Here is a 24,588-nt window from a genome sequence, read left to right as displayed (position 1 = left end):
GGTGGTCAACGTCGTGGGCACCTGCACACCATTCCCGCGCCGGGCGAGATTTTCACCTCAATTGACTAATGGCTGGTGGGGAATGCCAGCGGAATCGACACGATGCCGGGGTTGGCCGGCGCGACCGTCAGTGCTCGCGCGACGGCACCCGAGATGATCTGCCTCTCCTGTCCTACTGCGCGTGCCTAGACTGTCGGCCATGGCGAGACTGCAGCTCACCCAGGATCCCGCGGCCGACGACCTGTTGAGCGAGGATCCCTTCGCCCTGCTGACGGGCATGCTGCTGGATCAGCAGATCCCGATGGAGACGGCGTTCGCCGGACCGCGCAAGATCGTCGAGCGCATCGGCGGCATCGACCCTCGGCTGATCGCCGACTACGACCCGGAACAGTTCGCCGAGAAGTTCGCGAAAACTCCTGCCGTGCACCGCTTTCCGGGATCGATGGCCAAGCGTGTGCAGGACCTGGCCCGCGAGATCGTCGACCGCTACCACGGTGACACAGCCCAGTTGTGGCTCGACGGCAACCCCGACGGCGCCGAGGTGCTGCGCCGGCTCAAGGCCCTGCCCGGATTCGGTGAGCAGAAGGCCAAGATCTTCCTGGCCCTGCTGGGCAAGCAGTACGGGGTCACCCCGAAGGGCTGGCGTGAGGCGGCCGGTGATTACGGCAGGGCCGGCACCCACATGTCGATCGCCGATGTGGTCGACAAGGGGTCGCTGGAAGAAGTCAGGGCGTACAAGAAGAAGATGAAGGCGGCGGCGAAGGCGAAGGCCTGAGTCATCGGATCAGCCAAGGCTAAGGCCAGATAACGGAGGAACCCATGAAGACTCACATCAATTGTCCGTGCGGCGAGGCGATCAGCGCCAAGGACGAGGACGAGCTCGTCGACCTCACCAAGGCGCACCTGGCCGCCGCCCACCCGGGTATGGATTACGGCCGGGACGAAATCCTCTTCATGGCCTACTGAGCCGCGCGCTTGAAGGCGCTTTTTCAGCGTCAGGGAACGACCGTCGAGCCGATCGTCGGCATGAAGGTGCACTGCTTATCCACAGTGGTCACCTGACCGAAGATCGTCGACATGATGCTGCCCGAGCCGGTGTCGGCGATCGCGGTCAGTGTGGTCGGGCCCGCAGAGTTGATGTCGGGGTTGGGCTTCAGAGTCACGCTGCCCGATTTACCGCTGGTCAGGTTGACCCAGGTGACGTTCAGCGGCAGCTTCTGCTCGGCGGCCGGAGCCGGGGTGCCGACGGCGGTGAATACGTAGGCGGTCTGGCCTGCGGCCGGTCCGGGCGTCGGGATTTTCGCTGGCCCGGCGACCGAGATGGCGGTGGCGATCACGTTGCCGCCGTCCTTCAGGCAGCCATTGCTGATCGACGGATACATGAAGTCCTGAGTCGGCGGGCTGGCCGGATCGTAGTTCGGCGGGGCTGCCGCGGCCGCGGGCGCAGGGGTCGAGCCCGCGGTGTTGATCGAGTTGCCGACCGGCGTTGCTCCCGGCGTCGCCGACGGCGTCACCACATGCACCGGGGTCGGGACCTCGGGAAGGGCGTCGGGCACCGGGCCGACGGCATGCGTCGGGTCGATGCCGGTGGGCAGGTGCGCGTCGGCGCTCGGAATCGCGGCGGGTACGCCGTCGGGCAGATGTTCAGGCAGGGGGGCGGGGCCGTTTCCAGGGCCTGGCGTCATCAGTGGCGTGGTGCCATGCGCGACGCCCATTGCTTCGGCGGGGGGAGCCGACGAAGGCAGTGCGGCCGAGGGGCCGGCGGCCCCGCCATCCTGCACGAACTTGGTGACTTGCTGGGCAAGCGCCGCCGAGCCGGCCGGCGTGGTGGCGTTGCCTGCGAGCTGCGAAGCCGCCGCGAGCAGCAGCGACTGCGCCGATGAGGGGTTCCCCGCAGCCTGCTGGACGACCGGGCCGAGGAGCTGCATGGCGTCAAGGCCGGGCAGCTGGCCGGGATCCAGCGGGATGGCCGGGTCCGCGGTCGCGACCGGACTGAAAGCCAGGTTGGTCGCGGCCACGAGCGCGGCGGTGGTCAGCAGAAGAGCCAGCTTGGCGATCTGCGGCACGGTGAACTCCCTCATCGGGTGGTGGTTGGTCAGGGCAGAGCGGACAGCGGCAGCAGCTGGCCGAGGCCAGCGCCACCCGGGGTGGTGGGCGCCACCGGCGGGTTACTGGCGGGGGGCACCCCTGCCGGTCCGGCGACCGAGGTCGCCACGGGCGCCGGTGCGCCGACGGCCAGGTTGTCGCCGACCTTCACCGGGAACGGCATGTTCGACGGCGTCAGGCTGGCCAGGTCGCCGGGCACGCCCAGCTGGTTGAGCAGCGGCAGGATCGGCCCCGCGATGCTGCCACCTGGAATCGCGCTGGCCGCCGGGGCGGCTGCCGGAACGCCGGCCACTGGCGCCGCGCCGGGCACGCTGATCGGAGACACCGGCAGTGTGGACGGTGCGCCGGTCAGCGCCGACGCGCCGGTGAGGGCGGTCGCCGCGGACTGCAACACGCCGGCCGCGGTGGCCGGATTCGTGACGAATTGCTGCAGCATGTTGAGCGCGGGCACGCCGGGGACGATGGGCGCAGCGCCTGGATCGGCGGCGGCCGACGGGCTCAGAGCGAGCGCGACCGAGCAGAGCCCGGCAGCGCCAATTATGTTGGCGGTGAACAACTTTGAAATACGTGGCATGGAAATTCCAATCCCTCGAGTGCAGGTCTGAACCCGAAGGTAGTCCGTTACTAGAGTTACTCAAGTGACACGTGTGGTGTTTATTCAACCGTTACGGCAGTGATGGCCGATGGTGATGCGAGCGCCACCGGGCGGCGATCGAATCGGGTGCGGCTTGGTGTGCGGAGCCCACGTTTACGCGCCGAAGATCGGTCCATCGCTACAGTCGCACGGTGGACACGACGGCCCCAGTGACGCGGCCAGCCTGGCTGGCGCCGCTGTTGCTGATCGCCAGCGTGGCCGCCCGGCTGGGGTGGACCTACCTGGTGCCCAACGGCGCGAACTTCGTCGATCTGCACGTGTACCTCGGCGGCGCGGGCGCGCTGGATCACCCCGGAACGCTGTATTCGTACGTCTACGCCGACCAGACGCCCGACTTCCCGCTGCCCTTCACCTATCCGCCGTTCGCGGCGCTGGTGTTCTACCCGCTGCACCTGCTCCCGTTCGGGCTGGTGGCGTTCTGCTGGCAGCTCGGCATCATCGCCGCGCTGTACGGCGTGGTCCGGGTCAGTCAGCGACTGATGGGCGTGCCGGCCTGGCAGGGCCACCGCGTCGCGATGGGGTGGACCGCGGTGGGGATCTGGCTCGAACCGCTGCGCAGCAACTTCGACTACGGCCAGATCAATGTCATCCTGGTGCTCGCCGTCTTGTGCGCCGCGTACAGCAGCCGGTGGTGGCTATCCGGTCTGCTGGTCGGGGTGGCGGCCGGGATCAAGCTGACCCCCGCCATCACGGGGCTGTACTTCCTGGGCATGCGCCGCTGGGGCGCGGCGGTCTTCTCGGCGGTGGTTTTCTTCGGCACGGTCGGGCTGTCCGTCGCGGTCATCGGTCAGCAGGCCCGCTTCTACTTCACCGACTTGCTCGGCGACGCCAGCCGCATCGGCCCGATCGGGACCTCGTTCAATCAGTCCTGGCGCGGCGCGATCTCACGCATCGCCGGCCACGACGCCGGCTACGGACCGGTCGTGCTGGCCGGCATCGCGGTGACGACGGTGCTGGCAGTGCTGGCCTGGCGCGCGCTGGACTCCGACCGGCTGGGCTCGCTGTTGGTGGTGCAATTATTCGGTTTGCTGATCTCACCGATCTCGTGGACCCACCACTGGGTGTGGTTGGTGCCGTTGATGATCTGGCTGCTCCACGGACCCTGGCGCAGCCGCCCGGGAGCGCGGCTGCTGGGCTGGGGCTGGCTGGTGCTGACGATCATCGGGCTGCCCTGGTTGCTCAGCTTTGCCCAGCCGACAATCTGGCAGATCAGTAGGCCCTGGTACCTGGCCTGGGCCGGCCTCAGCTACATCGTGGCAACGCTGGCAACGCTGGCCTGGATCGCGATCAGCGGTCGCCGACAATCCCGTTGATATCGGACGCCATCTGCACATCTTTGTCGGTGATCCCACCCTCGGAATGGGTTACCAAGGCGAAAGTGACTGTCCGCCAGCGAATATCGATGTCGGGGTGATGGTCCTTGCTCTCGGCGTGTTCGGCGACCCGCCGCACGGCGTCGATGCCGTCGAGGAACGACCCGAACGTGATGCCGCGGCGCAGGGCGCCGCCGGCGCGCTCCCAGCCGTCGAGATCCTTGATGGCGGAATCAACTTCTTCATCGGTTAATACGGACATGTCGTCAAGTGTGGCTGATGGGAACACGTGTGTACCAGTCCCTTTGTCGCATTGCGGCGAAATATGGCGCGGCGCTTGATAACTAGCCTTATGCTGAGGCGCGCACCGCGATGCCGACGTCTTTGCGGTAGCTACAGAGCTAATCGGGGGACTACCGCTCATGACTTCACCCATGCCTGATGCTGGTCGGCGTGTCCAGGCCATGCATCGGGTAGCGCGCACCCGCCAACCGGGTGGCGGGGTGGGCACCTCCGGGGAACGCTCGCCGAAATTTGGGTACTCGCGTGCGAATTTCATGCCGCGACTCCCGCACCTGGTGTTAGTTAATCCGCGCAAATGTACTCATCGATCGGGGGCCATATCGTGATGAAGCCGACGGACAGTTCGCTCGACACCGACCAGCATCGAGCCAGCCGGCGACGGTCCTGGTTGCGGGCGTTGCCTGCTGAGTTCGGCGGACTCGCAGCTCCCGAGGCGGGGTCGTCAAGCCAAGTCCGCATCGCGAGTTGGGTTGGCGCGTCGGCAATCACGTTGGGCCTGGGCGCCGCGGTCTTCGCGATGCCGGCGGTGGCCTCAGCCGATACCGGTGCCTCGTCGCCATCGAGCACCTCGTCGCACAGTGGTACCTCGACATCCCACGCCACATCTCCGGGGGCTACCAACAAGGCCTCGTCCAAGCGGTCGGCGGTGACCTCCAACAGCGATACGGCGAGCAAGGCCGGCGGTGCCCGCTCGTCGACCGGTAGGGCTCGCTTGCAGGCGGCCGCTGTCCAGGACAGCTCGACTCAAACCGCAGCCGCAACCGACGTGTCGGCAACGGTGACCGCGAGCACGTCGGTCACGTCGACGTCCGCCGCCGTCCAGGCCAAGGCAGCGGCATCGCCTCAGGCCCAAGCCAACGCCGCGTGGGAATCGCTGGTCAGCTTCTACTTCGGCAACGGCACCGCCCAACATCCCAACGGTGGGATCATCATCGGCAACGGCTACTCGTGGACGGCCGAGACCTGCACTGGGACAACGGCTTGCAAGGGTGGCAACGGCGGCATCTTCGGCAGCGGCGGCGACGGCTACAACGGTGGCAACGGCGGCGCAGCCGGTGTCTTCGGCAACGGCGGCGCTGGTGGCGCCGGCATCGCGACGGTCAACGCCGGTCGCGGCGGTAACGGTGGTGCGGGCGGCCTCGTCGGCGGTAATGGCGGCGCGGGCGGTGTGGGTGCGGACATCGTGTCGGCGGGCGCGACCGGCGGTGCCGGTGGGTCGGCGGGCTTGTTCGGCGATGGCGGTGCCGGTGGTGCGGGTGGAACCGGCGCAGATTCCATCGTTCCTGGCGGGACGGGCGGCACCGGCGGTCGCGGCGGCACCGGTGGTTTGCTGACCGGCAGCGGCGGCGCCGGCGGCGAGGGCGGCGCGGCGATTCCGGAGGACGGCACGGGCGGTACCGGCGGGCACGGTGGCAACACCGGACTCCTGTCGCTGTACGGCACCGGCGGCGTGGGTGGAGTGGGCGGCAATGCCGCCAACGGTGGTCAAGGCGGTCACGGCGGAAACGGCGGAGCCCTGGCGATCTTCTCGAACGGGGGCGCCGGCGGCGTGGGCGGCAACAGCCCCGTCCAGGGTTACGGGACTTACCACGGCGGCCGGGGCGGAGATGGCGGCACCGGGGGCCTCTGGGCGGGCAACGGTGGCGACGGCGGCGTGGGCGGCGACGGCGGCGGCAACGGTGGCAACGGTGGCAACGTCGGACTGCTCTCGATCGTGGGCGGCGGTGGCAGCGGCGGTGACGGCGGAGTGGGACAGGCCGGCACCCCGGGCAGCAACGGTGTGATCACTCGGATCTACGGACTCGATGGCTCACCGGGCGGGCAGGGTGGCTCCGGCGGCAACGGCGGCAACGGCAGCCTGATCATCGGTGCCGGTGGCGACGGCGGATCGGGCGGTGCCGGTGGCACCGGAGGCAGCGGCGGCAAGGGCTACAACGTCAAGAGCGCGGAAACTGTCAACACCGGCGACGGCGTCCCCGGTGGCGACGGCGGGACCGGCGGTCGCGGCGGCGACGGCGGAGCCACCGGCGGTGCCGGGGGGCGCGGCCGCTACTTCTTCGTCTTCTCGTCGAACGGCGACGCCGGCACATCGGGCGCCGGCGGTACCGGTGGCGACGGCGGCCAGGGCGGCTGGGGTGGCTCGACCAACGACGCCACCGCGGTCGGCGGTACCGGGGGGAAGGGCGGCCAGGGTGGCGCCGGCGGCGACGGCGGAGCGGAGACGACCATCAACTCCGCGGGTGAAGGCGGGACGGGCGGCGCGGGCGGCGCGGGCGGCGCGGGCGGCTACGGCAGTGGCACCGGCGGCGTCGCAGGTGCCGGAGGTACCGGCGGCAACGGTGGCACGGGTGGCGCCAGCAGCACCACCAAGAGCAGCGCCAGCGGTGGTGCCGGCGGTGCCGGAGGCAAGGGCGGCACCGGTGGGAACACCGCGTTCACCGGTCTTGCAGGTGTCGGCGCTCGCGGCGGCGACGGCGGCAATGGCGGCAATGGCGGCCCGGATGGCGGGATGGGAGGCGGCTTTGGCCAGGGCGGCAACGGCGGTCAGTTCGGGACCAGCGGCTTCTATGGGAACACCGGTCCCAATGGCGATTCCGGAGACCGGGGCACCCCCGGTGTCATCGTGTCGGCCGCCGCGGTGTCGGCCGCAGCGGACGTCTCCACGACACGCGCGTCGGCCTCGGCGTCGGCCACACCGCAGGCCACGATGCAGTCGCTGTGGACGGGGCTGGTCGACAGGCTGAACTACATCTTCTTCAACAGCGCGCCCAGCGTCACGAACGACGCCGATCCCCAGGATCCGAACACCGGCGCCATCAGTGGGCAGCTCTCCGGCGAGAGCCACAACGGCTACAAGGTCACATACTCAATCGCGAGTGGACCCAAGTATGGCGAGCTCACGAGTTTCAACCCGGCGACCGGCGCCTACACCTACACACCCAACTCGCAACTGGTCACTCCGGGAGTGACGGACACCTTCACCATCGTCGCCAGCAACGGTGCCGGTGCTCAGCTGTCCGGACCGTTGGGGACGCTGCAGAACGCGCTGCACTACGCGGCCATCCAGTTGGGACTGGCGAAGCCCGACACCGTCCAGCAGACGTTCACCGTCCAGGTGCTCGGCAACGGCGTCTACGGCCTCACGTCCAACTCGCAGTATGCGATCGTCAACCAGAGCTACTCGAACTGCACGCTCAACGCCGCCGGTGCTGCGGTAGCCCAGGCCACCGCGGGCCGGTATCGGCCGAGCGAGGCCGACATGGTCGCTTACGCGCAGGAGCTCAACAGTGTGGTGCGACCCGGGGCGAAGATGTACCTCGATGAGAACACCGCCGATGGCGTCGCGGTGAAGGATGCGGTGGCGCTGATGGCCGAGAAGTTCGGCTTGACGGCGAACACCTACCACTACAAGGACAGCCCGCAGGCGATGTCGGACCTGCAGGCCAACCTCGCCTACGGCAACGCCACGATGGTGACCATCTCGGCGTCGCTGATGTGGAATGCCATCCCGAATGGGGGGGAGTCGAGCAACCCGAATTACACCGACCTCGACCACGAAATCGTCGTGATCGCCGTGGATCTCACCAAAGGCATCGTGACGGTCAATGACAGCTCGGCGGCCAACGCCCAAGACGAGCCCATGGGTGCGGGCATGCAGGTGTCGTTGGCGGCCTTCCTGTCCTCCTGGAAGACGAGCGGCTACGAGCTGACCGTCGTCAACAACGACGTGTAATCCCGAACGGGCATGGCGGGTGGCGGTACCGTCACACGCCATGCCTGTTCAGATTGTCGTCGCCGGAGCGCTGATCTCCGGCACGACGCTTCTGGTGGCACAGCGCCAGCGGCCGCCGGACCTCGCGGGCCTGTGGGAGTTGCCGGGCGGCAAGGTGGCCCCGGGAGAGACCGAGGCCGAGGCGCTGGTGCGGGAACTCCGTGAAGAACTCGGGGTCGACGTGGCTGTCGGGGAACGTCTCGGCGCCGACGTGCCGATCGGCGGGTTGCTGATCCTGCGGGCCTATCTGGTCACCCACACCGGGGGTGCCCTGCACCCGCATGACCACGGCGCGCTGCGTTGGGTACACGCCGCCGAGCTGAATTCGCTGGATTGGGTTCCGGCGGACCGGGCGTGGTTGCCGGAGCTCGCGAAACGCCTTGGGGGGTGAGCATCTCGCCCTATGATCTGGGCGTGCTCACGGACGTCACCGCCGGCGTCGATCTGACCGACGGCCGGTTTTATGCCAGCGGTCAGGCGCGCGATGCGTACCGCTGGATGCGCGAACACCAGCCGGTCTTCCGAGACCGCAACGGCCTGGCTGCCGCCGCCACCTATCGCGCGGTGATCGACGCCGAGCGCCAGCCCGAACTGTTCTCCAACGCCGGCGGCATCCGGCCCACCACGCCGCCGCTGCCGCACATGATCGACATGGACGATCCCGCGCACCTGCTGCGCCGCAAACTGGTCAACGCGGGCTTCACCCGCAAGCGCGTCCAAGCCAAGCTGAATTCCATTGAGACACTCTGCGATACGCTGATCGACGCGGTGTGTGAGCGCGGCGAGTGTGACTTCGTCCGCGATCTCGCCGCGCCGCTGCCGATGGCCGTCATCGGCGACATGCTCGGCGTGGCACCGCAAGACCATGCCACCCTGCTCGCGTGGTCTGACGACATGGTGGTGGCGCTGAGTTCGGTGGCCTCCGAAGAGTCGCTGACCATGGCGGCCAATGCGCTGTTCGCCTACAACCAGTTCATGGGCGACTTCGTCGCGGCACGCCGCCGGGAGCCGGCCGACGATCTGGTCAGCGTCCTGATCTCCGCCGAGGTCGACGGCCAGCGGCTCACCGACGAGCAGATCCTGGCCGAGACACTGCTGATCCTCATCGGCGGTGACGAGACCACGCGCCACACACTGTCTGGGGGCACCGCTGCGTTGACCCGCCACCCCGAACAGTGGGAGGCGCTGCGCGGCGACGCCGAACTGCTGCCCGCCGCGGTGGAGGAGATGCTGCGCTGGACCTCGCCGATCAAGAACATGTGCCGAACGCTGACCGGCGACACCGACTTTCACGGCACCCGACTGCATGCCGGAGAGAAGATTCTGCTGCTGTTCGAGTCGGCGAACTTCGACGAGACGGTGTTCGGCGACCCAGATGTGTTCCGCATCGACCGCCACCCCAACAACCACGTCAGCTTCGGCTTCGGCACTCACTTCTGCTTGGGTAACCAGCTGGCTCGCCTGGAGCTGACCGCCATGACCCGGCGGGTGCTGGCCCGGCTGCCGGACCTGCGGCTGGCCGACGACGCACATCTGCCGCTGCGGCCCGCCAACTTCGTCAGTGGGCTCGAAGCGATGCCCGTCGAATTCACTCCGACGGCACCGGTTTCCAGTGGAACGGTACTCGCGACGCCCTAGTGCCTCAGTGAGTCACTCACGACTCGCACATCGGCGAATTGTCGTGGGTGATGGACGGCGTGCACCGGATGCATCAGAACCGGATGGCGGCAGTGCGCACACGACTGCGGCTGGTCACGGTTCGACGAGACCGTCAGGTGCCGGCAGGCCGCACAGCGCACGATATAGGCCGCGCCGATCCAGTTGAGCAGCCCGAGATAGATCCCTGCGGTGGCGGCAGTGCCCAGCACGACGATGAGCGCGATGGTGAGAACTTCGTAAACCGCCATGTCAGACCTCCAATTGACGGCGATGACTTCAGGTTAGCTCCGCGGGGTTTGCGTCTGATGTGGATCGGCTGATGGAATGCCGAGCGTGGGGACGTGCGCGACGTTGTCGCGGCAGTGCTGGCTTTTCGCCATCGGCTCGGCGTTCTTCGCCGCGGCCACCGTGCCGGGCTTCTCAGCCGCCGCAGGAGCGGGTGCCACCAACTGGCTGTGCTTCATCGGCTCCTGGTTCTTCACCAGCGCGGCCTGGATGCAACTGATGCTCAGCAAGCCAAAGCTGGAATGGCTTTCGGCGGCAATCCAATTCGCCGGCACCGTGCTGTTCAACATCAGCACCGGCACCGCGGTGTCGGCACACGCGACGGCGGTTCGCCGCCACTACGTCTGGGCGCCGGACGCCTTCGGTTCGATCGCCTTTCTGGTGAGTGCGGCACTCGGGGTGGCCGCGGCCTCAATCGCGATCGGTCTGATCGCGCTGGGCTCGCGGGACTGGCAGGCAGAGTGGATCAACATGATCGGATCCATCGCCTTCGGCGTCTCGGCGGTGGGGGCGTTCGTGCGGCGTACCGGCATCACCGAGGACGCGCTGGCAGCCAACGTCGGCACCTTCATCGGGGCACTGTGCTTCCTCGCTGCAGCGCTGCTGATCCTTCCTCGTTTTCGCAAAAGGGCACCCACGCTGCCAGAATCAGGGCCGTGAGCAATCAGGACTTCCGCAATGTGGCCATCGTGGCGCACGTCGACCACGGCAAGACCACGCTGGTGGACGCCATGTTGCGGCAGTCAGGAGCGTTGACGCACCGCGGTGACGACACCATCGAACGCCTGATGGACTCCGGTGACCTGGAGAAGGAAAAGGGCATCACCATCCTGGCGAAGAACACCGCCGTGCACCGCCAGCACCCGGATGGGTCGATGACTGTGATCAACGTCATCGACACCCCCGGTCACGCCGACTTCGGCGGTGAGGTGGAACGCGGCCTTTCCATGGTTGACGGGGTGTTGTTGCTGGTCGACGCCTCGGAAGGTCCGCTGCCGCAGACCCGTTTCGTGCTGCGCAAGGCACTGGCCGCGCATCTGCCGGTGATCCTGGTGGTCAACAAGACCGACCGGCCCGACGCCCGGATCGCCGAGGTCGTCGAAGAGAGCCACGATCTGCTGCTCGACGTCGCCTCCGATCTCGACGAAGAAGCGCAGGCCGCCGCCGAGAAGGCACTCGACCTGCCGACGCTGTACGCATCCGGCCGCGCCGGCATCGCCAGCACCACCCAACCCTCCAACGGCGAGAATCCCGACGGCGAGAACCTCGACCCGCTGTTCAACGTCCTGCTCGAGCACATCCCGCCGCCGCAGGGCGACCCCGAGGCGCCGCTGCAGGCCCTGGTGACCAACCTCGACGCGTCGGCGTTCCTCGGCCGGCTCGCGCTGATCCGCATCTACAAGGGCCGCATCCGCAAGGGCCAGCAGGTGGCCTGGATGCGTGAGGTCGACGGCCACCCCGTCATCTCAGGAGCCAAGATCACCGAGCTGCTGGTGACCGAGGGCGTCGAGCGCACCCCGACCGACGAGGCCATCGCCGGTGACATCGTCGCCGTCGCCGGCATCCCGGAGATCATGATCGGTGACACGCTGGCTGATCCGGACCACGCCCACGCGCTGCCGCGGATCACCGTCGACGAGCCCGCGATCTCCGTCACCGTTGGCACCAACACCTCGCCGCTGGCCGGCAAGGTCTCCGGCCACAAGCTGACCGCGCGAATGGTCAAGAGCCGCTTGGATTCTGAGCTGGTCGGCAATGTCTCGATCAAGGTCGTCGACATCGGCCGCCCGGACGCCTGGGAGGTGCAGGGCCGTGGTGAGCTGGCCCTGGCGGTGCTCGTCGAGCAGATGCGCCGCGAAGGTTTCGAGCTGACCGTCGGCAAGCCCCAGGTCGTGACGCGCACCATCGACGGCAAGCTGCACGAGCCGTTCGAAGCGATGACCATCGACTGTCCCGACGAGTTCGTCGGTGCCATCACGCAGCTGATGGCAGCGCGCAAGGGCCGCATGGAAGAGATGACGAACCACGCCGCCGGATGGGTGCGGATGGATTTCATCGTGCCCAGCCGCGGCCTGATCGGTTTCCGCACCGACTTCCTCACGCTGACCCGCGGCACCGGTATCGCCAACGCCGTGTTCGACGGCTACCGGCCGTGGGCGGGGGAGATCCGGGCCCGGCACACCGGCTCGCTGGTGTCCGACCGTGCCGGCACGATCACGCCGTTCGCAATGATCCAACTGGCCGACCGCGGCCAGTTCTTCGTCGAGCCCGGACAGGACACCTACGAGGGCCAGGTCGTCGGGATCAACCCGCGCGCCGAGGACCTCGACATCAACATCACCCGCGAGAAGAAACTCACGAACATGCGGTCGTCCACCGCCGACGTGATGGAAACGCTGGCCCGCCCGCTGGAGCTCGACCTGGAACAGGCCATGGAGTTCTGTGCCGGCGACGAGTGCGTCGAGGTCACGCCGGAGATCGTCCGGGTCCGCAAGGTCGAGCTCGACGCCACCAGCCGGGCCAGGGCGAAGGCGCGGGCCAAGACCAGGGGCTGAAACGGGCGTATCGCTACTCTGATGTGCGTGCCGGACAGACATCGCAGCCTGCGAGCCCTGGCTGTGTTTGGGTCGGTGCTGGTCGCGGCCGCTTGTACGGTCAGCCCGCCGCCCGCTCCGCAGAGCACCGAGACGACGGATGCACCCGCCCCGCTGCCGCCCCGGGCGACCCAGATCATCATGGGGATCGACTCGATCGGCGCCGGGTTCAACCCGCACCTGCTCTCCGACCAGTCACCGGTCAATGCGGCCATCAGCGCGCTGGTGCTGCCCAGTTCGTTCCGTCCGGTGCCCGACCCGGCCACCTCGACCGGCTCCCGTTGGGAGATGGACCCCACGCTGCTGGTGTCGGCGGAGGTGACCAACCAGAACCCGTTCACGGTCACCTACAAGATCCGGCCGGAAGCGTCGTGGACTGACAACGCTCCGATCGCCGCCGACGACTTCTGGTACCTCTGGCGCCAGATGGTCAGCCAGCCCGGCGTGGTGGACCCCGCCGGCTACGACCTGATCACCGGAGTGCAGTCGATCGAGGGTGGCAAGACCGCGGTGGTCACCTTCTCCCAGCCATACCCGGCCTGGCGGGAGCTGTTCAACGATCTGCTGCCGGCCCACATCGTCAAGGACGTGCCGGGCGGTTTCCCCGCCGGCCTGGTTCGTACGCTGCCGGTGACCGCAGGCCAGTTCCGGGTGGACAACATCGACCCGCAGCGTGACGAGATCCTGCTGGCCCGCAACGACCGGTACTGGGGGCCGCCCGCACACCCTGACCAGATTCTGTTCCGCCGCGCCGGAGCGCCTGCGGCGCTTGCGGATTCGATCCGCAACGGCGACACCCAGGTAGCCCAGGTGCACGGTGGCTCGTCTGCGTTCGCGCAACTGTCGGCCATCCCGGATGTGCGCACCGGGCGGATCGTCACACCTCGGGTCATGCAACTGACGTTGCGCGCCGTCGAGCCCAAGCTGTCGGATCCGGCTGTGCGCAAAGCGATCCTGGGCCTGCTTGACGTCGATCTGCTTGCTGCGGTGGGCGCCGGTAGCGACAACACCGTCACCCTGGCCCAAGCTCAGGTCCGCGCCCCCAGCGATCCCGGCTACGTGCCGACCGCGCCGCCGGCACTGGGCAAGCAGCGGTCGCTCGAGCTGCTCGAGCAGGCCGGCTTCCAAATCGACCGCACACCAACCGAATCGCCCTTGCAACCGCCGCCATCGGCCGGGTCGCGCACGAGCACCCCGCCGCCGGGACCGCCCGAGATCACCCGCGGCCGGATCAGCAAGGACGGCGACACGCTGGCGCTGGTGATCGGCGTGGCCGCCAACGACCCGACATCGGTGGCGGTGGCCAACACCGCGGCCGACCAGTTACGCAGCGTCGGCATCGCCGCGACCGTACTGGCGCTGGACCCGCCGGTGCTCTACGGCGATGCGCTGGTGAACAACCGAGTCGACGCGATCGTCGGCTGGCATGCCGCCGGCGGTGACTTGGCCACCCTGCTGGCGTCCCGCTACGGCTGCCCGGCCTTGGAGGCGACGGCGGTCCCGACGGCGCCGACCAGCACACCGGCAAGCACGTCGTCGACCTCGTCATCCAGCTCGTCGCCGTCGCCCAGCACGACCGCCACGACGACGACCACCCCACCGGTGGCAGCACCGGAGTCTGGCGCGCTGGTGCAGGCGCCATCGAACCTCACCGGCATCTGCGATCGCAGCATTCAGCCCAATATCGAAGCCGCCCTTGATGGTTCGGCAAAGATCGACGACGTGATCAACCTTGTCGAACCCCGGCTGTGGAACCTGTCGACCGTGCTGCCGATCCTGCAGGACACCACGATCGTCGCGGTGGGTCCAAGCGTGCAGAACGTGAGCCTGACCGGCGCGGTGCCGGTCGGCATCGTCGGCGACGCCGGCCGGTGGGCTAAGGCCTCGGAGTAGGTCTACCCGGCGGCCTTGTGTGGCCGCTTCGAGGCGCCGACGCCGCCCGCCTTGGCTGACTCGGGCTTGCCGCTGTCTTGGGTGGCCTTGGCCGAACTGACCTTGGCGGGAGTGGCTGCGGCGGTCGGCGGTGGGACCGTGGGGATCGGCCTGGTGGTCGCCCCTGGCCCGGCGGTCAGATCCGCGTAGATGGTGGAGCGACCCTCGTTGATCTCGTTGACGAGGTCGGTGGTGGCGGTTTTGACCGACGCCTGGATGGGGGCGCGTCCGGCGGCGAACGCGGTGGCGAAATCACCGGTCTGCGCCAGCGTCCCCGCGAATGCCGTCGTGCCTTCCACCGTGCCGGCCAGAATCGTCAGTGGTCCGGTCACTAGGGCCTGGGCGGCGATGTTCACCGCGTAGTCGACGGCATGCTTGGAGGCGGTGAACGCCCGATCCAGCGTGGCCTGTAGCGAGTAGCCACCGGAGGGGATACGCGGCGCGAGCAGCAGGCTGAAGGTGTTGGCAATGGGGACCTGGATAGCCAGTAGCGCGGCACCGAGCGCCTGTCCGAAGTCTTGTCCGGCCTGCAGTGCCTTGACGAATGCGACCGGGCTGGTGATCAGCCCCTGGCCCAGGCCGACGAGGCCCCAGCCGGTGAACGGCGCGTAGTTGGCGTCGGGCGCCGGAGTGTTGGGCCCAAGGCAATAGTCGGCGCATTGCTGCGTGCTGCCGATCAGGATCGGTGCCGCGGCGACGATGTCGCCAAGCACGTTGATGCCGATCTGGTAGGGGATGGCCCCGAACGCCGGAATCGTCAGGTCGGCGAACTGTATCTGGGGCAGGTGGATGGCTGGGGGACGGGTGTCCTGGCTGGGCACCAATGGGCTGACGGCGAGCACGCCGGCCCCTGCGAGCGCGATGCTGGTTTTGTAGAGCGAGCTGACGGTGCCACGCATTTCAGGCGCCTTCCCCGAAGTTGTACCTACCAGCGAAAACTACCTGAGAGCCACCTGAGAAGGAGGCCGGTTTCGCGGTAGTCGATCCAGTTTGTTGAATGTGCAACCATCTCTGAAACGCGCAATTGATCGTGCGCGGCGATCAGCAATGCCGCTGACTGCGGATTCGGTGACGAGTGTCAGTCGGCCTACGAGGAGGAACCGGCGGGCTTCGCATTCCGTGCCGAGCCTGCCGTGGAGTGCGTCGATCCCGTCGGCTTGCTGGTGCTCGACCCCGTGGATGTGCTCGACCCCGTGGATGTGCTCGTCGTGCTCGACGCCGTGGATGTGGTCGTCGTGGTCGACCCTGTGGAAGGGGTCGACCCCGTGGATGTGGTCGTCGTGGTCGACGCCGTCGTCGTGGGCGTCGTGGATGTGCTCGACGTGGCCGTCTGGTCCGAGGACGCGGCCGATGTCGATGCCGTCGTCGGTCGCAAGACAGCGGCCGAGAGTGTCTCGTCGCGCTTGCGGGCCGACTGGCCCGTGGCTTCCTGGCTGGGCTGCGCCGCCGGCGTGCTGCTGGCGGTGGTGGCGTCGGCGGTGGTCGTGCTGCTTTGCGCCGTCAGGATTTTCAGGATGGCGGTTGGTGGGGGCACGGCAGGTAGCTGCTTGCCGTAGAGGATGTCCCTGATCCCGTCGAGGATGATCAGTCCGGGCCCGAAGAACGCTTGGATGACCGACTTGACGGTATCGAAGGCACCGCCGAAGTCACCCTTGAGCAGGTCCAGGGCCACGGTGACAACGAACTCGGGCACCCGGATGATGACTTCGACGACGGCGTAGGCGGCCTCGACGACCTTCCCGCCGAGGTAGGACCCGTCGGCGACGAGGCCGTTCAGCACCTGTACCACCTGCGAGCCGGCGACCGATGAGGCGAAGCCCGTACTGGCGGCGGCGGCAGCAGCAGCATTCGGCGACTCGACGAACGCGGCGGCGGCGGCGGGATCGGGCCGGTAAGCCGTTTGCTCGGATGGGGCGGCGGCCACCGGGGGCTCGGCGGTGGTCGAGGAATCGACCGCGCGGCTGATTCGATCGGCGTCCGCGGCCAGCGCGGCCAGGATTTGTGCCAGGGCCGGGCCGAGGTCGGAGATCGGGAGCGGCGGCGCGAGTGCGCTGAGCAGCGACTTGTCGGAGGGGCTCAAAAGGTCGGGGCTGGTTGACAACTGGGTCGTCGAGATCCGCATGTCCCGGGACGGCGGCGCGACGGGGTTGGCGACGACCACGGCGGCCGCCACCAGTGCCACTCCTGTTGCGAGGAATGGCCCCAAGGCCCGATGCATGCCGTCTCCCTCCGCTGTTTGCGGCATGGCTCAGCCAGAACGATACCTGAGAGGAGCCTGATAAGGCTAAAGACTCTTCCTGAGAATTTTTCTTGGCGAGTCGGTGGAAGGCCTGGATGTCTGGTGAGAAATTCCTTGTGGGCCAATTCAATCCATGAGTCGGCTTATCTTGAGCGGACCTGAGGCTCCTGTCGGGTAGCAAAGACCGGTTGACTACGGCGCGCGGAAAAACGGGTATCACCAGGGCTGTGACGGGTGTCACGAGGTCAATACATTGCCCAGTACAAAGCCAGCAAACCCCTGCGGGCGGTCAGCTCGGTCCGGGGCCGCCGGCCCCGAGTCGCTTCGTGTAGACCAACCACCGCATCTCGATCGGGCGTTCCTCGCGGGGCACGTCGAAGACGTCCTGTCCGCTGACCCAATCGCTATACCAACTGGTGGGAGGCCATGCGCCCGCCGGCAGATGCGCTTTCTCGTAGTCGTACACCGAGTCGTCGGAGGTCAATATCAGCGGGAATCCGGCCAGCGCGGCGGCCATCTGCGGCTGGGTGAAGATCGTGGTGTAGCACTGTTGGCCCAGCTGCAGGGCCGCCTCGTCGGGCGTGTAGTCGCGGTGAGCGACGAAGCCGTTGAACACCAGTCGGCCGCCCGGCGCCAGGCAGCGCGAGGCGAGTTCGAACACCCCACGCAGCTGGTCCGCGGAGCGGAAGTCTGACACCACCTCCGACAACAGGATCAGCTGGTAGTCGGTGCGCAGGTCGTCCAGCGTCGCAAAAATGTCGCGTTGCAGCACCCGCACGGCCAGTGCTTCTCGCTGCGCCCCGGCCAGGATGGATTCGGCGAACGAGGGCGTCATCTCCACGACGTCGACCGGATGGCCCCGCCTGGCCAGCGCCAGGGCGTTGCGGCCGGTTCCGGCACCCAGATCCAGAATCGGGGACGTGCGGGGATCGGCCGCCTCGCCGGCCAACGCCCACACCCTGGCGTCGGGCTCCGAGCCGAACAGTGGGGGTTCGCGCGTGGCAATCCAGTTCTCGTAGGCGCCCTCGACGGACCACCAGCGGCATTTCACGTGGTAGTTCACGATCAGGCCCACCGGCGCGTCGTAGGTGATCACGATCTCCGAGCGCGGTGACGCGGTGAAGGCCTCGTCGAGCTGGTCGCGCAGGATGTCGCGGAGAACGTCGAGGTCCTCGTCGGTGAACCCCCGGCCCAGGCTGCCGAAGAGGCCGGCGCACATGGCCACGTATTCGTCGAGCATGCCCGGCACAGCGGGCAGGCTGATCTCTCCTTGGGCGATTGCGCGCCGGTGCAGGCGGCGGGCCATTGCCTGCTTGAGCGGCGACCCACTGCTCGGCGCGAGCGGCACGTTCTCCACTTACGTTCTTCTACCCGATATGGCGCGCGTTGTCAGGGGTCGCCGGCGGCGACTCGTGGTCGGATCGCTTCTTGAGCAGGCTGTCGAGCAGATTGGCGGCGGCCGCCGCGGCGGCGAAGACAATCAGCAGCCACAGCGGCGGGCGGGCCAGCTCCCACACGAACAGCGCGGCCCACGCGGGAGCGCCCTGCGTGATGGCCAGCACGCCGGCGGCGCAGGCCAGCGACACGGCCGGCACACTGACCGTCAACGGAGTCCAGCTGTTCACCGCCATGGCGACCACCGAACCCATGGCCGCGCCGGTCGCCAGCGCGGGGGTGAGCATGCCGCCGACGGCCCCGGCGCGCAGAAACGCCGCGGTCAGCATTGGCTTGAGCAGCAGGATGGCCCCAGCTGAGGTCATGGTCAGGCCGCTGGCGACGCTGACGGTCAGCACGCTCTTGCCGTTGCCCGGCAGTTCGGGCCACCAATGCGAGAGGACACCGACCAGCAGCCCCGCGCCGGCGACCGCCGGGATCAGCAGCCACGAGTCGCCGACGCGATGGGTTTTCGCGTACTGCATCAACCGGTTGAATCCGCGGCCCACCACCAGCGCCAGCGGGGACAGCAGGATCGCGAACCCGGTCAGCAGATAGGACAGGTTGGCGTCGGGCCAGTGCAGCGGGACATCGAGGCGGGTGACCGGTGCGGCCACCGCCACCGCGAGGCTGGAGGTGATCATTGCCGTCCCGACAGTGCGCAGGCTCCAGCTGCGCAGCACGATCTGGATCGCGAACAGCGCGCCACCCATCGGCACGCTGTACACCGCGGCCAGCCCCGCGCCGGCCGCGCAGCCCAGCAGGATTCGACGGTCATTCGCGGTCAGGGCCAGCCGTGAGACGCCCAAATCGCCTAGTGCTGCGGCGAATTGGCGCGGCGCGCCTTCCCGGCCCAGGGAGGCGCCGGCGCCGACCAGCAGGACCTGAAGGCCCGCGTCGAGCGATAACGCCAGCCGCGGCATCGGGGCGGGCGCGCTGATGGCATCCGTGAGTGACGGCACCCGCGCCCGTCGGCGAAGCAGCCACCAGCCCAGGCCGGCGAGGGCGCCGCCGATCATCGGGCCTACCGCCCGGCGCGCCGGGCTGGACTCGGTGACGCCGTCCAGCAGCGTTCCGAAGCTGTAGTGATACGTGAGGTGCTCGACGGTATGCAGCACCAACGTCGTCGCGGCGCCGGCGACCCCGGCCAGCAAGCCGATCGCCATGACCGCGCAGGCGAACTCCAGGTCGCGCCGCTTCACGGGCCGAATCTATGTCACCGGCCCCGGTAGGGTGACGTTCGTGGCTTCGCAGGAGACTCCGCGGTTGTTGTTCGTGCATGCCCACCCCGACGACGAGACGATGAACAACGGTGTGACCATCGCTCGCTACGCCCAGCAGGGGGCCGAGGTCACGGTCGTCACCTGCACCCTTGGCGAAGAGGGCGAGATCATCGACGACCGGTGGCTGCGGCTGGCGGTCGACGAGGCCGACCAGCTCGGCGGTTACCGCATCGCCGAACTGACCACGGCCCTGCAGAAGCTGGGCCTGCCGGGCCCGCGATTCCTGGGTGGGGCCGGCCGTTGGCGCGACTCCGGCATGCCCGGCACCCCGGCGCGTCGTCACACCAAGTTCGTCGACGCCGACTTCGACGAAGCCGTCGGCCTGCTGGCCGACGTCATCGACGAACTCCGGCCGCATGTGGTGGCCACCTACGACCCGGACGGCGGCTACGGCCACCCCGACCACATCCAGACTCATCGCATCACCACCGCCGCCGTCGCCGCCGCGACCTGGACGGTGCCCAAGTTCTACTGGGGTGTCATCGGCGCCACCGCTTTTCGCCACGGCGTCAATGCGCTCACCGACGAGGATGTGCTGGCGGACTGGATCCGGCCGCCCGCCGACGTCGTATTCGGGTTCACCGACGAGAAGATCACCGCCGTCGTCGAAGCCCCCGAACACGTCGAGGCCAAGGTCGACGCGATCGCCGCGCACGCCACCCAGATGCTCGTCGGCCCGACCCGGCGGGCCTTCACGCTGTCCAACAAGCTCGTGCTGCCCGTGCTGGCCGCCGAACACTACGTGCTCGTCGAGGGCGCGGCGGGCCCGACCGACGACCGTGGTTGGGAGACCGACCTTCTCGCCGGTCTGGGCTTCGGGCGGTAGGCCGGGTTGAAGCCGACCGCCACCAAACGTTCCGTCGAGGTCACCGAGAACCCCGGCGTGACCGATCCGGCCATTCGCACCGTGGTGCTTGCTCTGCTCGCCGTCGACGGTGTCATCTCCGCGGTGACGGGGGCGCTGCTTCTCCCGCTTTACCTGGGCTCGGTGCCGTTCCCGATCAGTGCCGTGATCAGCGCGCTGCTCAATCTGACCCTGGTGTGGGCGGCAGCCCACTGGACTTCTTCCGCCCGGCTTGCCGCACTGCCGTTGCTGACCTGGCTGGTCACCGTCGCCGCGCTGACCCTCGGCGGGCCGGGCGGCGACATCGTCTTCGGCGGCCCCGGTGTGATGGCCTATTCAGTCCTGCTGTTCCTGGCGCTGGGAGCCACACCGCCGGCCTGGTTCTTGTGGCGGCGCAACCAGCCCTAGGCGGCTAGCTGCCGTCGCCCTTGGCGGCCTTCGCGCCGTGGCTGCGCGCGGAGCCGGCCGTGCCGCTCTTGTTGCCGGTGACAGAACCTGATGTGGCCGAGCCGCTCTTGCTGGACGACGTGCTCTTGCCCGAGGTCTTGGCGGCGGAGGTGTCTTGTGTCGTGGTTGCGGCGGTCGTGGTGGCGGCGGTCGGGGTGAGGGTGTCGGTTGTGTCGGTGCCAGTGTTGGTGGTGGGTGTGTCCGTCGAGGTGGTCGCCACCTGGTAGCGGCCGGAATGGCCCATGCCTGTCGTGGCCGTCGTCGTCTTGGCCGTGGTGGACGCGGCCGCGGCGGTCTTGGTCGCGGCAAGCGCTGCCAGCGGCGGCAACGGGGGCAGCGGGAACGGGAACCAAGCCAGGCTCCAGAAGTAGCTGATCTCCTGGTTGACCACGGTGCCGAGGCCGCTGAATGCGGTCTGAGCGATCGCGGTGAGTCCGTCACGCCACACCGTCGGGTTCCAGAAGTCGTTGACCACCGGGTCGAGGAAGTCGTAGACGAAGCTGTTGGCGACGGGCACGGTGAATGTCGGGTACCAGATGTTGATCTGGTCGCTGATGAGATAGCCGAACGGGATCCAGCCCAGCAGATACGGGGCCACATCCAGGACGAGGTAGTTCGACCAGTACATGATCACCGAATAGGCCGCGTCGATGGCGTCGGACGCGTTGTTGTTCGCCTGCACCGCGGCCTGGGCCCGCGGCTGCGTCGGTGTGGCAACGGCCGCGGCAGTGTCGACCTGCCCGAGGGTCGCCGCAGCGGCGTTGACCTGGCTGACCAGCGGCTGCACCGCCGCGGACAGACGCACTGCCTCCGCAGAGATCGAGGTCGGGGCTGAGCGCTGCAGCGGCACGATTGCCGTGGCACCGACGACCATCGCCGCCACCCCTGCCGTCAGATAGGAACGGGTGGATACGGTCATGGCACAACCCCCTGCTTGGGCTACAGCTAACACTGACAATTTACGGTGCCGGCAAGCCGGCATGACAACTTTCTTTGCCGTGTCCGCGTAATTGTGGGTCGCTGAGACACGTCCTCGCATCGTCAACCGCGAGGACTACTGTGTGGACCATGTCAGTCGCCCGAGTTTCAGATTGTGAGACGCGCGGATGATTTCCCAGCTGCCGGGGGTTACCGGGGAGTGGCCCTGAACTCGCAGCCCAGTAGTCCGCTGCCCACGCCGGTGGTTCCGCCGCGGACTGAAGCTCCCTCGCCTGCCGCGATGAGACGTGTTCTGCGGCGAGCCAGAGATGGCGTCGCCCTCAATATCGACGAAGCGGCGATCGCGATGACCGCCAGGGGCGAGGATCTCGCGGATCTGTGTGCCAGCGCGGCCCGCGTCCGCGACGCCGGTTTGGACTCCGCCGGTCGCCGCGGGGCCACCGGCCGGCTTCCGGTCAGCTACTCGCGCAAGGTGTTCATCCCGGTGACTCACCTGTGCCGCGACACCTGCCACTACTGCACGTTCGTCACGGTGCCCGGCAAGCTGCGCGCCGAGGGCAAGGGCATGTTCATGGAGCCCGACGAAATTCTCGACGTTGCGCGTCGCGGCGCCGAATTGGGTTGCAAAGAAGCCTTGTTCACCCTCGGCGACCGTCCGGAGGCGCGTTGGGACGAGGCGCGACAGTGGCTCGACGAACGGGGCTACGACTCGACGCTGGACTATGTGCGGGCGATGGCGATCCGGGTACTCGAGGAGACCGGTCTGCTGCCGCATCTGAATCCTGGCGTGATGAGCTGGTCGGAGCTGTCCCGGCTCAAACCGGTGGCGCCGTCGATGGGCATGATGCTCGAGACCACGTCCCGGCGGTTATTCGAGACCAAGGGCGAGGCCCATTACGGCAGCCCCGACAAGGATCCCGCGGTGCGGCTGCGCACGCTGGATGACGCCGGCAGACTTTCAGTTCCCTTCACCACCGGTCTGCTGGTCGGTATCGGCGAGACGCTGACCGAGCGTGCCGAGACCATTCACGCTATCCGGCGGTCGCACAAGGAATTTGGCCACGTTCAGGAAGTGATCGTGCAGAACTTCCGCGCCAAGGACCACACCGCGATGGCCTCGGTGCCAGATACCGGTATCGACGACTTCCTGGCCAGCCTGGCGGTGACCCGCCTGGTGATGGGGCCCAAGGTGCGCATCCAGGCCCCGCCGAATCTGGTGTCGCGGGAGGAATGCCTGGCCCTGATCGGTGCCGGCGTCGACGACTGGGGCGGCGTGTCACCGCTGACGCCCGATCACGTCAACCCCGAACGGCCCTGGCCCGCTCTCGAAGACCTCGCTGCGGTGACCGCCGAGGCGGGTTACGACCTGGTGCAGCGTCTCACGGCTCAGCCGCAGTACGTGCAGGCCGGTGCAGCCTGGATCGACCCGCGTGTGCAGGGACATGTCGAGGCGTTGGCCGACCCTGAGACCGGCTACGCCCTCGACGTGAATCCGGTAGGTCGCCCATGGCAGGAGCCCGACGAGGCGACCGAATCGCTGGGGCGCACGGACCTGCACACGGCGATCGACAGCGAGGGCCGGCTGACCGAGACCCGCAGCGATCTGGGTAGTGCGTTCGGCGACTGGGAGTCCATCCGCGAGAAGGTGCACGAGCTCGCCGCCCGGGCGCCCGAACGGCTCGACACCGACGTGCTGGCCGCGTTGCGCTCCGCCGAACGGGATCCCGCCGGGTGCACCGACGACGAGTATTTTGCGCTGGCCACCGCGGATGGGCCCGCGATGGATGCCGTTGCCGCACTGGCAGATTCGCTTCGCAGGGACGCCGTAGGCGACGATGTCACGTTCGTCGTCAACCGCAATATCAACTTCACCAATATCTGCTACACGGGTTGCCGGTTCTGTGCCTTCGCCCAACGCAAGGGCGACGCCGACGCTTACTCGCTGTCCACCGACGAGGTTGCCGACCGCGCCTGGGAGGCGCACGTCGCCGGTGCGACCGAGGTGTGCATGCAGGGCGGCATCGACCCCGAGCTGCCCGTCACCGGTTACGCCGACCTGGTGCGCGCGGTCAAGGCGCGGGTGCCGTCCATGCACGTGCACGCGTTCTCGCCGATGGAGATCGCCAACGGAGTCACCAAGAGCGGCTTGAGTATTCGGGAGTGGTTGACCGCATTGCGGGAAGCCGGCCTCGGCTCCATTCCCGGCACGGCGGCCGAGATCCTCGACGACGAGGTGCGCTGGGTGCTCACCAAAGGCAAGCTGCCGACGTCGATGTGGATCGAGGTGGTCAGCACCGCGCACGAGGTCGGCCTGCGGTCCAGCTCGACGATGATGTACGGCCACGTCGACACCCCGCGGCACTGGGTCGGGCACCTCAACGTGCTGCGCGACATCCAGGACCGCACCGGCGGTTTCACCGAGTTCGTCCCGCTGCCGTTCGTGCACCAGAGCTCGCCGCTGTACCTGGCCGGCGGTGCCCGGCCGGGACCGACGCATCGCGATAACCGCGCTGTGCATGCGCTGGCGCGAATCATGTTGCACGGCAGGATCTCCAACATCCAGACCAGCTGGGTAAAACTTGGTGTCGAGCGCACCCAGGTGATGTTGGCCGGTGGCGCCAACGACCTCGGTGGCACCTTGATGGAAGAGACCATCTCGAGGATGGCCGGTTCGGAGAATGGTTCGGCGAAATCGGTCGAGGAGCTTATCGCCATCGCCGAGGGCATCGGTCGCCCGGCGCGGCAGCGCACGACGACCTACGCCGACCGCGCAGCCTGACTCG

The 24,588-nt window shown here is 68.1% G+C and carries 22 protein-coding genes; 12 read left to right on the top strand and 10 right to left on the bottom strand.

Annotated elements, in window-relative coordinates:
* The first annotated feature begins 199 nt into the window (after positions 1 to 199).
* Positions 200 to 775 carry an HhH-GPD-type base excision DNA repair protein gene (locus CG716_RS08880; RefSeq protein WP_094478576.1) on the top strand — a complete coding sequence of 192 codons (576 nt, stop codon included), beginning with the start codon at positions 200 to 202 and terminating at the stop codon, positions 773 to 775.
* 44 nt (positions 776 to 819) lie between these two features.
* Positions 820 to 966, top strand: a complete 147-nt coding sequence (locus tag CG716_RS08875) for a DUF1059 domain-containing protein (protein WP_094478574.1) — start codon at positions 820 to 822, stop codon at positions 964 to 966.
* 29 nt (positions 967 to 995) lie between these two features.
* Here CG716_RS08875 and CG716_RS08870 read toward each other — a convergent pair whose 3' ends face one another.
* Both CG716_RS08870 and CG716_RS08865 read right to left on the bottom strand, forming a co-directional pair.
* On the bottom strand, positions 996 to 2,081 hold the full coding sequence (locus CG716_RS08870; RefSeq protein ID WP_165774077.1) for an Rv1157c family protein: 1,086 nt from the start codon (positions 2,079 to 2,081) through the stop codon (positions 996 to 998).
* Between the two features lie 14 nt (positions 2,082 to 2,095).
* Positions 2,096 to 2,680, bottom strand: a complete 585-nt coding sequence (locus tag CG716_RS08865; RefSeq protein ID WP_133066897.1) for a hypothetical protein — start codon at positions 2,678 to 2,680, stop codon at positions 2,096 to 2,098.
* Between the two features lie 212 nt (positions 2,681 to 2,892).
* Between CG716_RS08865 and CG716_RS08860 the strand changes: the two genes are divergently transcribed.
* On the top strand, positions 2,893 to 4,074 hold the full coding sequence (locus tag CG716_RS08860; protein ID WP_094478570.1) for a mannosyltransferase: 1,182 nt from the start codon (positions 2,893 to 2,895) through the stop codon (positions 4,072 to 4,074).
* Here CG716_RS08860 and CG716_RS08855 read toward each other — a convergent pair.
* A complete protein-coding gene (locus CG716_RS08855) occupies positions 4,049 to 4,336 on the bottom strand; it encodes a 4a-hydroxytetrahydrobiopterin dehydratase (RefSeq protein WP_094478568.1) in 288 nt (95 codons plus the stop codon). The genes CG716_RS08860 and CG716_RS08855 overlap by 26 nt on opposite strands.
* 323 nt (positions 4,337 to 4,659) lie before the next feature.
* The gene (locus tag CG716_RS08850; RefSeq protein ID WP_165774076.1) at positions 4,660 to 5,034 is read right to left on the bottom strand and encodes a hypothetical protein; all 375 of its coding nucleotides are present in this window, start codon (positions 5,032 to 5,034) and stop codon (positions 4,660 to 4,662) included.
* Between CG716_RS08850 and CG716_RS31075 the strand changes: the two genes are divergently transcribed.
* From CG716_RS31075 to CG716_RS08835, 3 genes are read left to right on the top strand one after another with little or no spacing between them, the layout of a single operon-like run.
* Positions 5,024 to 8,110 (top strand): hypothetical protein, encoded by a 3,087-nt coding sequence (locus CG716_RS31075; protein WP_165774075.1) that lies wholly within the window; start codon positions 5,024 to 5,026, stop codon positions 8,108 to 8,110. The genes CG716_RS08850 and CG716_RS31075 overlap by 11 nt on opposite strands.
* A gap of 40 nt (positions 8,111 to 8,150) precedes the next feature.
* Complete coding sequence (locus tag CG716_RS08840) at positions 8,151 to 8,540, top strand: (deoxy)nucleoside triphosphate pyrophosphohydrolase (RefSeq protein WP_094478964.1); 390 nt, start codon at positions 8,151 to 8,153, stop codon at positions 8,538 to 8,540.
* Between the two features lie 23 nt (positions 8,541 to 8,563).
* A complete protein-coding gene (locus CG716_RS08835) occupies positions 8,564 to 9,787 on the top strand; it encodes a cytochrome P450 (RefSeq protein ID WP_094478962.1) in 1,224 nt (407 codons plus the stop codon).
* On the opposite strand, the gene CG716_RS08830 is transcribed toward CG716_RS08835, so the two are convergent.
* Positions 9,784 to 10,056: a hypothetical protein gene (locus CG716_RS08830; RefSeq protein WP_094478562.1), complete on the bottom strand. Its 273-nt coding sequence runs from the start codon at positions 10,054 to 10,056 to the stop codon at positions 9,784 to 9,786. The genes CG716_RS08835 and CG716_RS08830 overlap by 4 nt on opposite strands.
* A gap of 76 nt (positions 10,057 to 10,132) precedes the next feature.
* Here CG716_RS08830 and CG716_RS08825 point away from each other — a divergent pair, with 76 nt between their 5' ends.
* From CG716_RS08825 to CG716_RS08815, 3 genes are read left to right on the top strand one after another with little or no spacing between them, the layout of a single operon-like run.
* Positions 10,133 to 10,753, top strand: a complete 621-nt coding sequence (locus tag CG716_RS08825) for a hypothetical protein (protein WP_094478560.1) — start codon at positions 10,133 to 10,135, stop codon at positions 10,751 to 10,753.
* Positions 10,750 to 12,648: a translational GTPase TypA gene (gene typA / locus CG716_RS08820; protein ID WP_094478558.1), complete on the top strand. Its 1,899-nt coding sequence runs from the start codon at positions 10,750 to 10,752 to the stop codon at positions 12,646 to 12,648. The genes CG716_RS08825 and typA overlap by 4 nt, the downstream gene beginning before the upstream one ends.
* Positions 12,649 to 12,669: 21 nt before the next feature.
* Positions 12,670 to 14,580, top strand: coding sequence for an ABC transporter family substrate-binding protein (locus CG716_RS08815; protein WP_094478556.1), 1,911 nt, complete (start codon positions 12,670 to 12,672; stop codon positions 14,578 to 14,580).
* Between the two features lie 2 nt (positions 14,581 to 14,582).
* On the opposite strand, the gene CG716_RS08810 is transcribed toward CG716_RS08815, so the two are convergent.
* The 4 genes from CG716_RS08810 to CG716_RS08795 form a co-directional block, all read right to left on the bottom strand.
* A complete protein-coding gene (locus CG716_RS08810; RefSeq protein ID WP_094478554.1) occupies positions 14,583 to 15,518 on the bottom strand; it encodes a hypothetical protein in 936 nt (311 codons plus the stop codon).
* A gap of 188 nt (positions 15,519 to 15,706) precedes the next feature.
* Positions 15,707 to 16,837 carry a hypothetical protein gene (locus CG716_RS08805; RefSeq protein ID WP_133066896.1) on the bottom strand — a complete coding sequence of 377 codons (1,131 nt, stop codon included), beginning with the start codon at positions 16,835 to 16,837 and terminating at the stop codon, positions 15,707 to 15,709.
* Positions 16,838 to 17,147: 310 nt separating this feature from the next.
* Positions 17,148 to 18,215, bottom strand: coding sequence for a class I SAM-dependent methyltransferase (locus CG716_RS08800; protein ID WP_207760609.1), 1,068 nt, complete (start codon positions 18,213 to 18,215; stop codon positions 17,148 to 17,150).
* A gap of 10 nt (positions 18,216 to 18,225) precedes the next feature.
* Positions 18,226 to 19,494, bottom strand: a complete 1,269-nt coding sequence (locus CG716_RS08795; RefSeq protein WP_094478548.1) for a chloride channel protein — start codon at positions 19,492 to 19,494, stop codon at positions 18,226 to 18,228.
* A 40-nt stretch (positions 19,495 to 19,534) separates the two neighbouring features.
* On the opposite strand from CG716_RS08795, the gene mshB reads away from it, so the two are divergent.
* Both mshB and CG716_RS08785 read left to right on the top strand, forming a co-directional pair.
* The gene (mshB, locus tag CG716_RS08790) at positions 19,535 to 20,401 is read left to right on the top strand and encodes an N-acetyl-1-D-myo-inositol-2-amino-2-deoxy-alpha-D-glucopyranoside deacetylase (protein WP_094478960.1); all 867 of its coding nucleotides are present in this window, start codon (positions 19,535 to 19,537) and stop codon (positions 20,399 to 20,401) included.
* Between the two features lie 6 nt (positions 20,402 to 20,407).
* On the top strand, positions 20,408 to 20,827 hold the full coding sequence (locus tag CG716_RS08785; protein WP_094478546.1) for a hypothetical protein: 420 nt from the start codon (positions 20,408 to 20,410) through the stop codon (positions 20,825 to 20,827).
* 4 nt (positions 20,828 to 20,831) lie between these two features.
* Here CG716_RS08785 and CG716_RS08780 read toward each other — a convergent pair whose 3' ends face one another.
* Positions 20,832 to 21,785, bottom strand: a complete 954-nt coding sequence (locus CG716_RS08780; RefSeq protein ID WP_094478544.1) for a hypothetical protein — start codon at positions 21,783 to 21,785, stop codon at positions 20,832 to 20,834.
* A gap of 219 nt (positions 21,786 to 22,004) precedes the next feature.
* Here CG716_RS08780 and CG716_RS08775 point away from each other — a divergent pair, with 219 nt between their 5' ends.
* Positions 22,005 to 24,584, top strand: a complete 2,580-nt coding sequence (locus tag CG716_RS08775) for a bifunctional FO biosynthesis protein CofGH (RefSeq protein ID WP_094478542.1) — start codon at positions 22,005 to 22,007, stop codon at positions 24,582 to 24,584.
* Positions 24,585 to 24,588 lie beyond the last annotated feature (4 nt).

Origin of the sequence: Mycolicibacterium sphagni, assembly GCF_002250655.1 — a bacterium.
Classification (GTDB): Bacteria; Actinomycetota; Actinomycetes; order Mycobacteriales; family Mycobacteriaceae; genus Mycobacterium; species Mycobacterium sphagni.
Note: the sequence above shows the minus strand (reverse complement) of the source record. Positions and strands in the feature narration are given on the sequence as shown.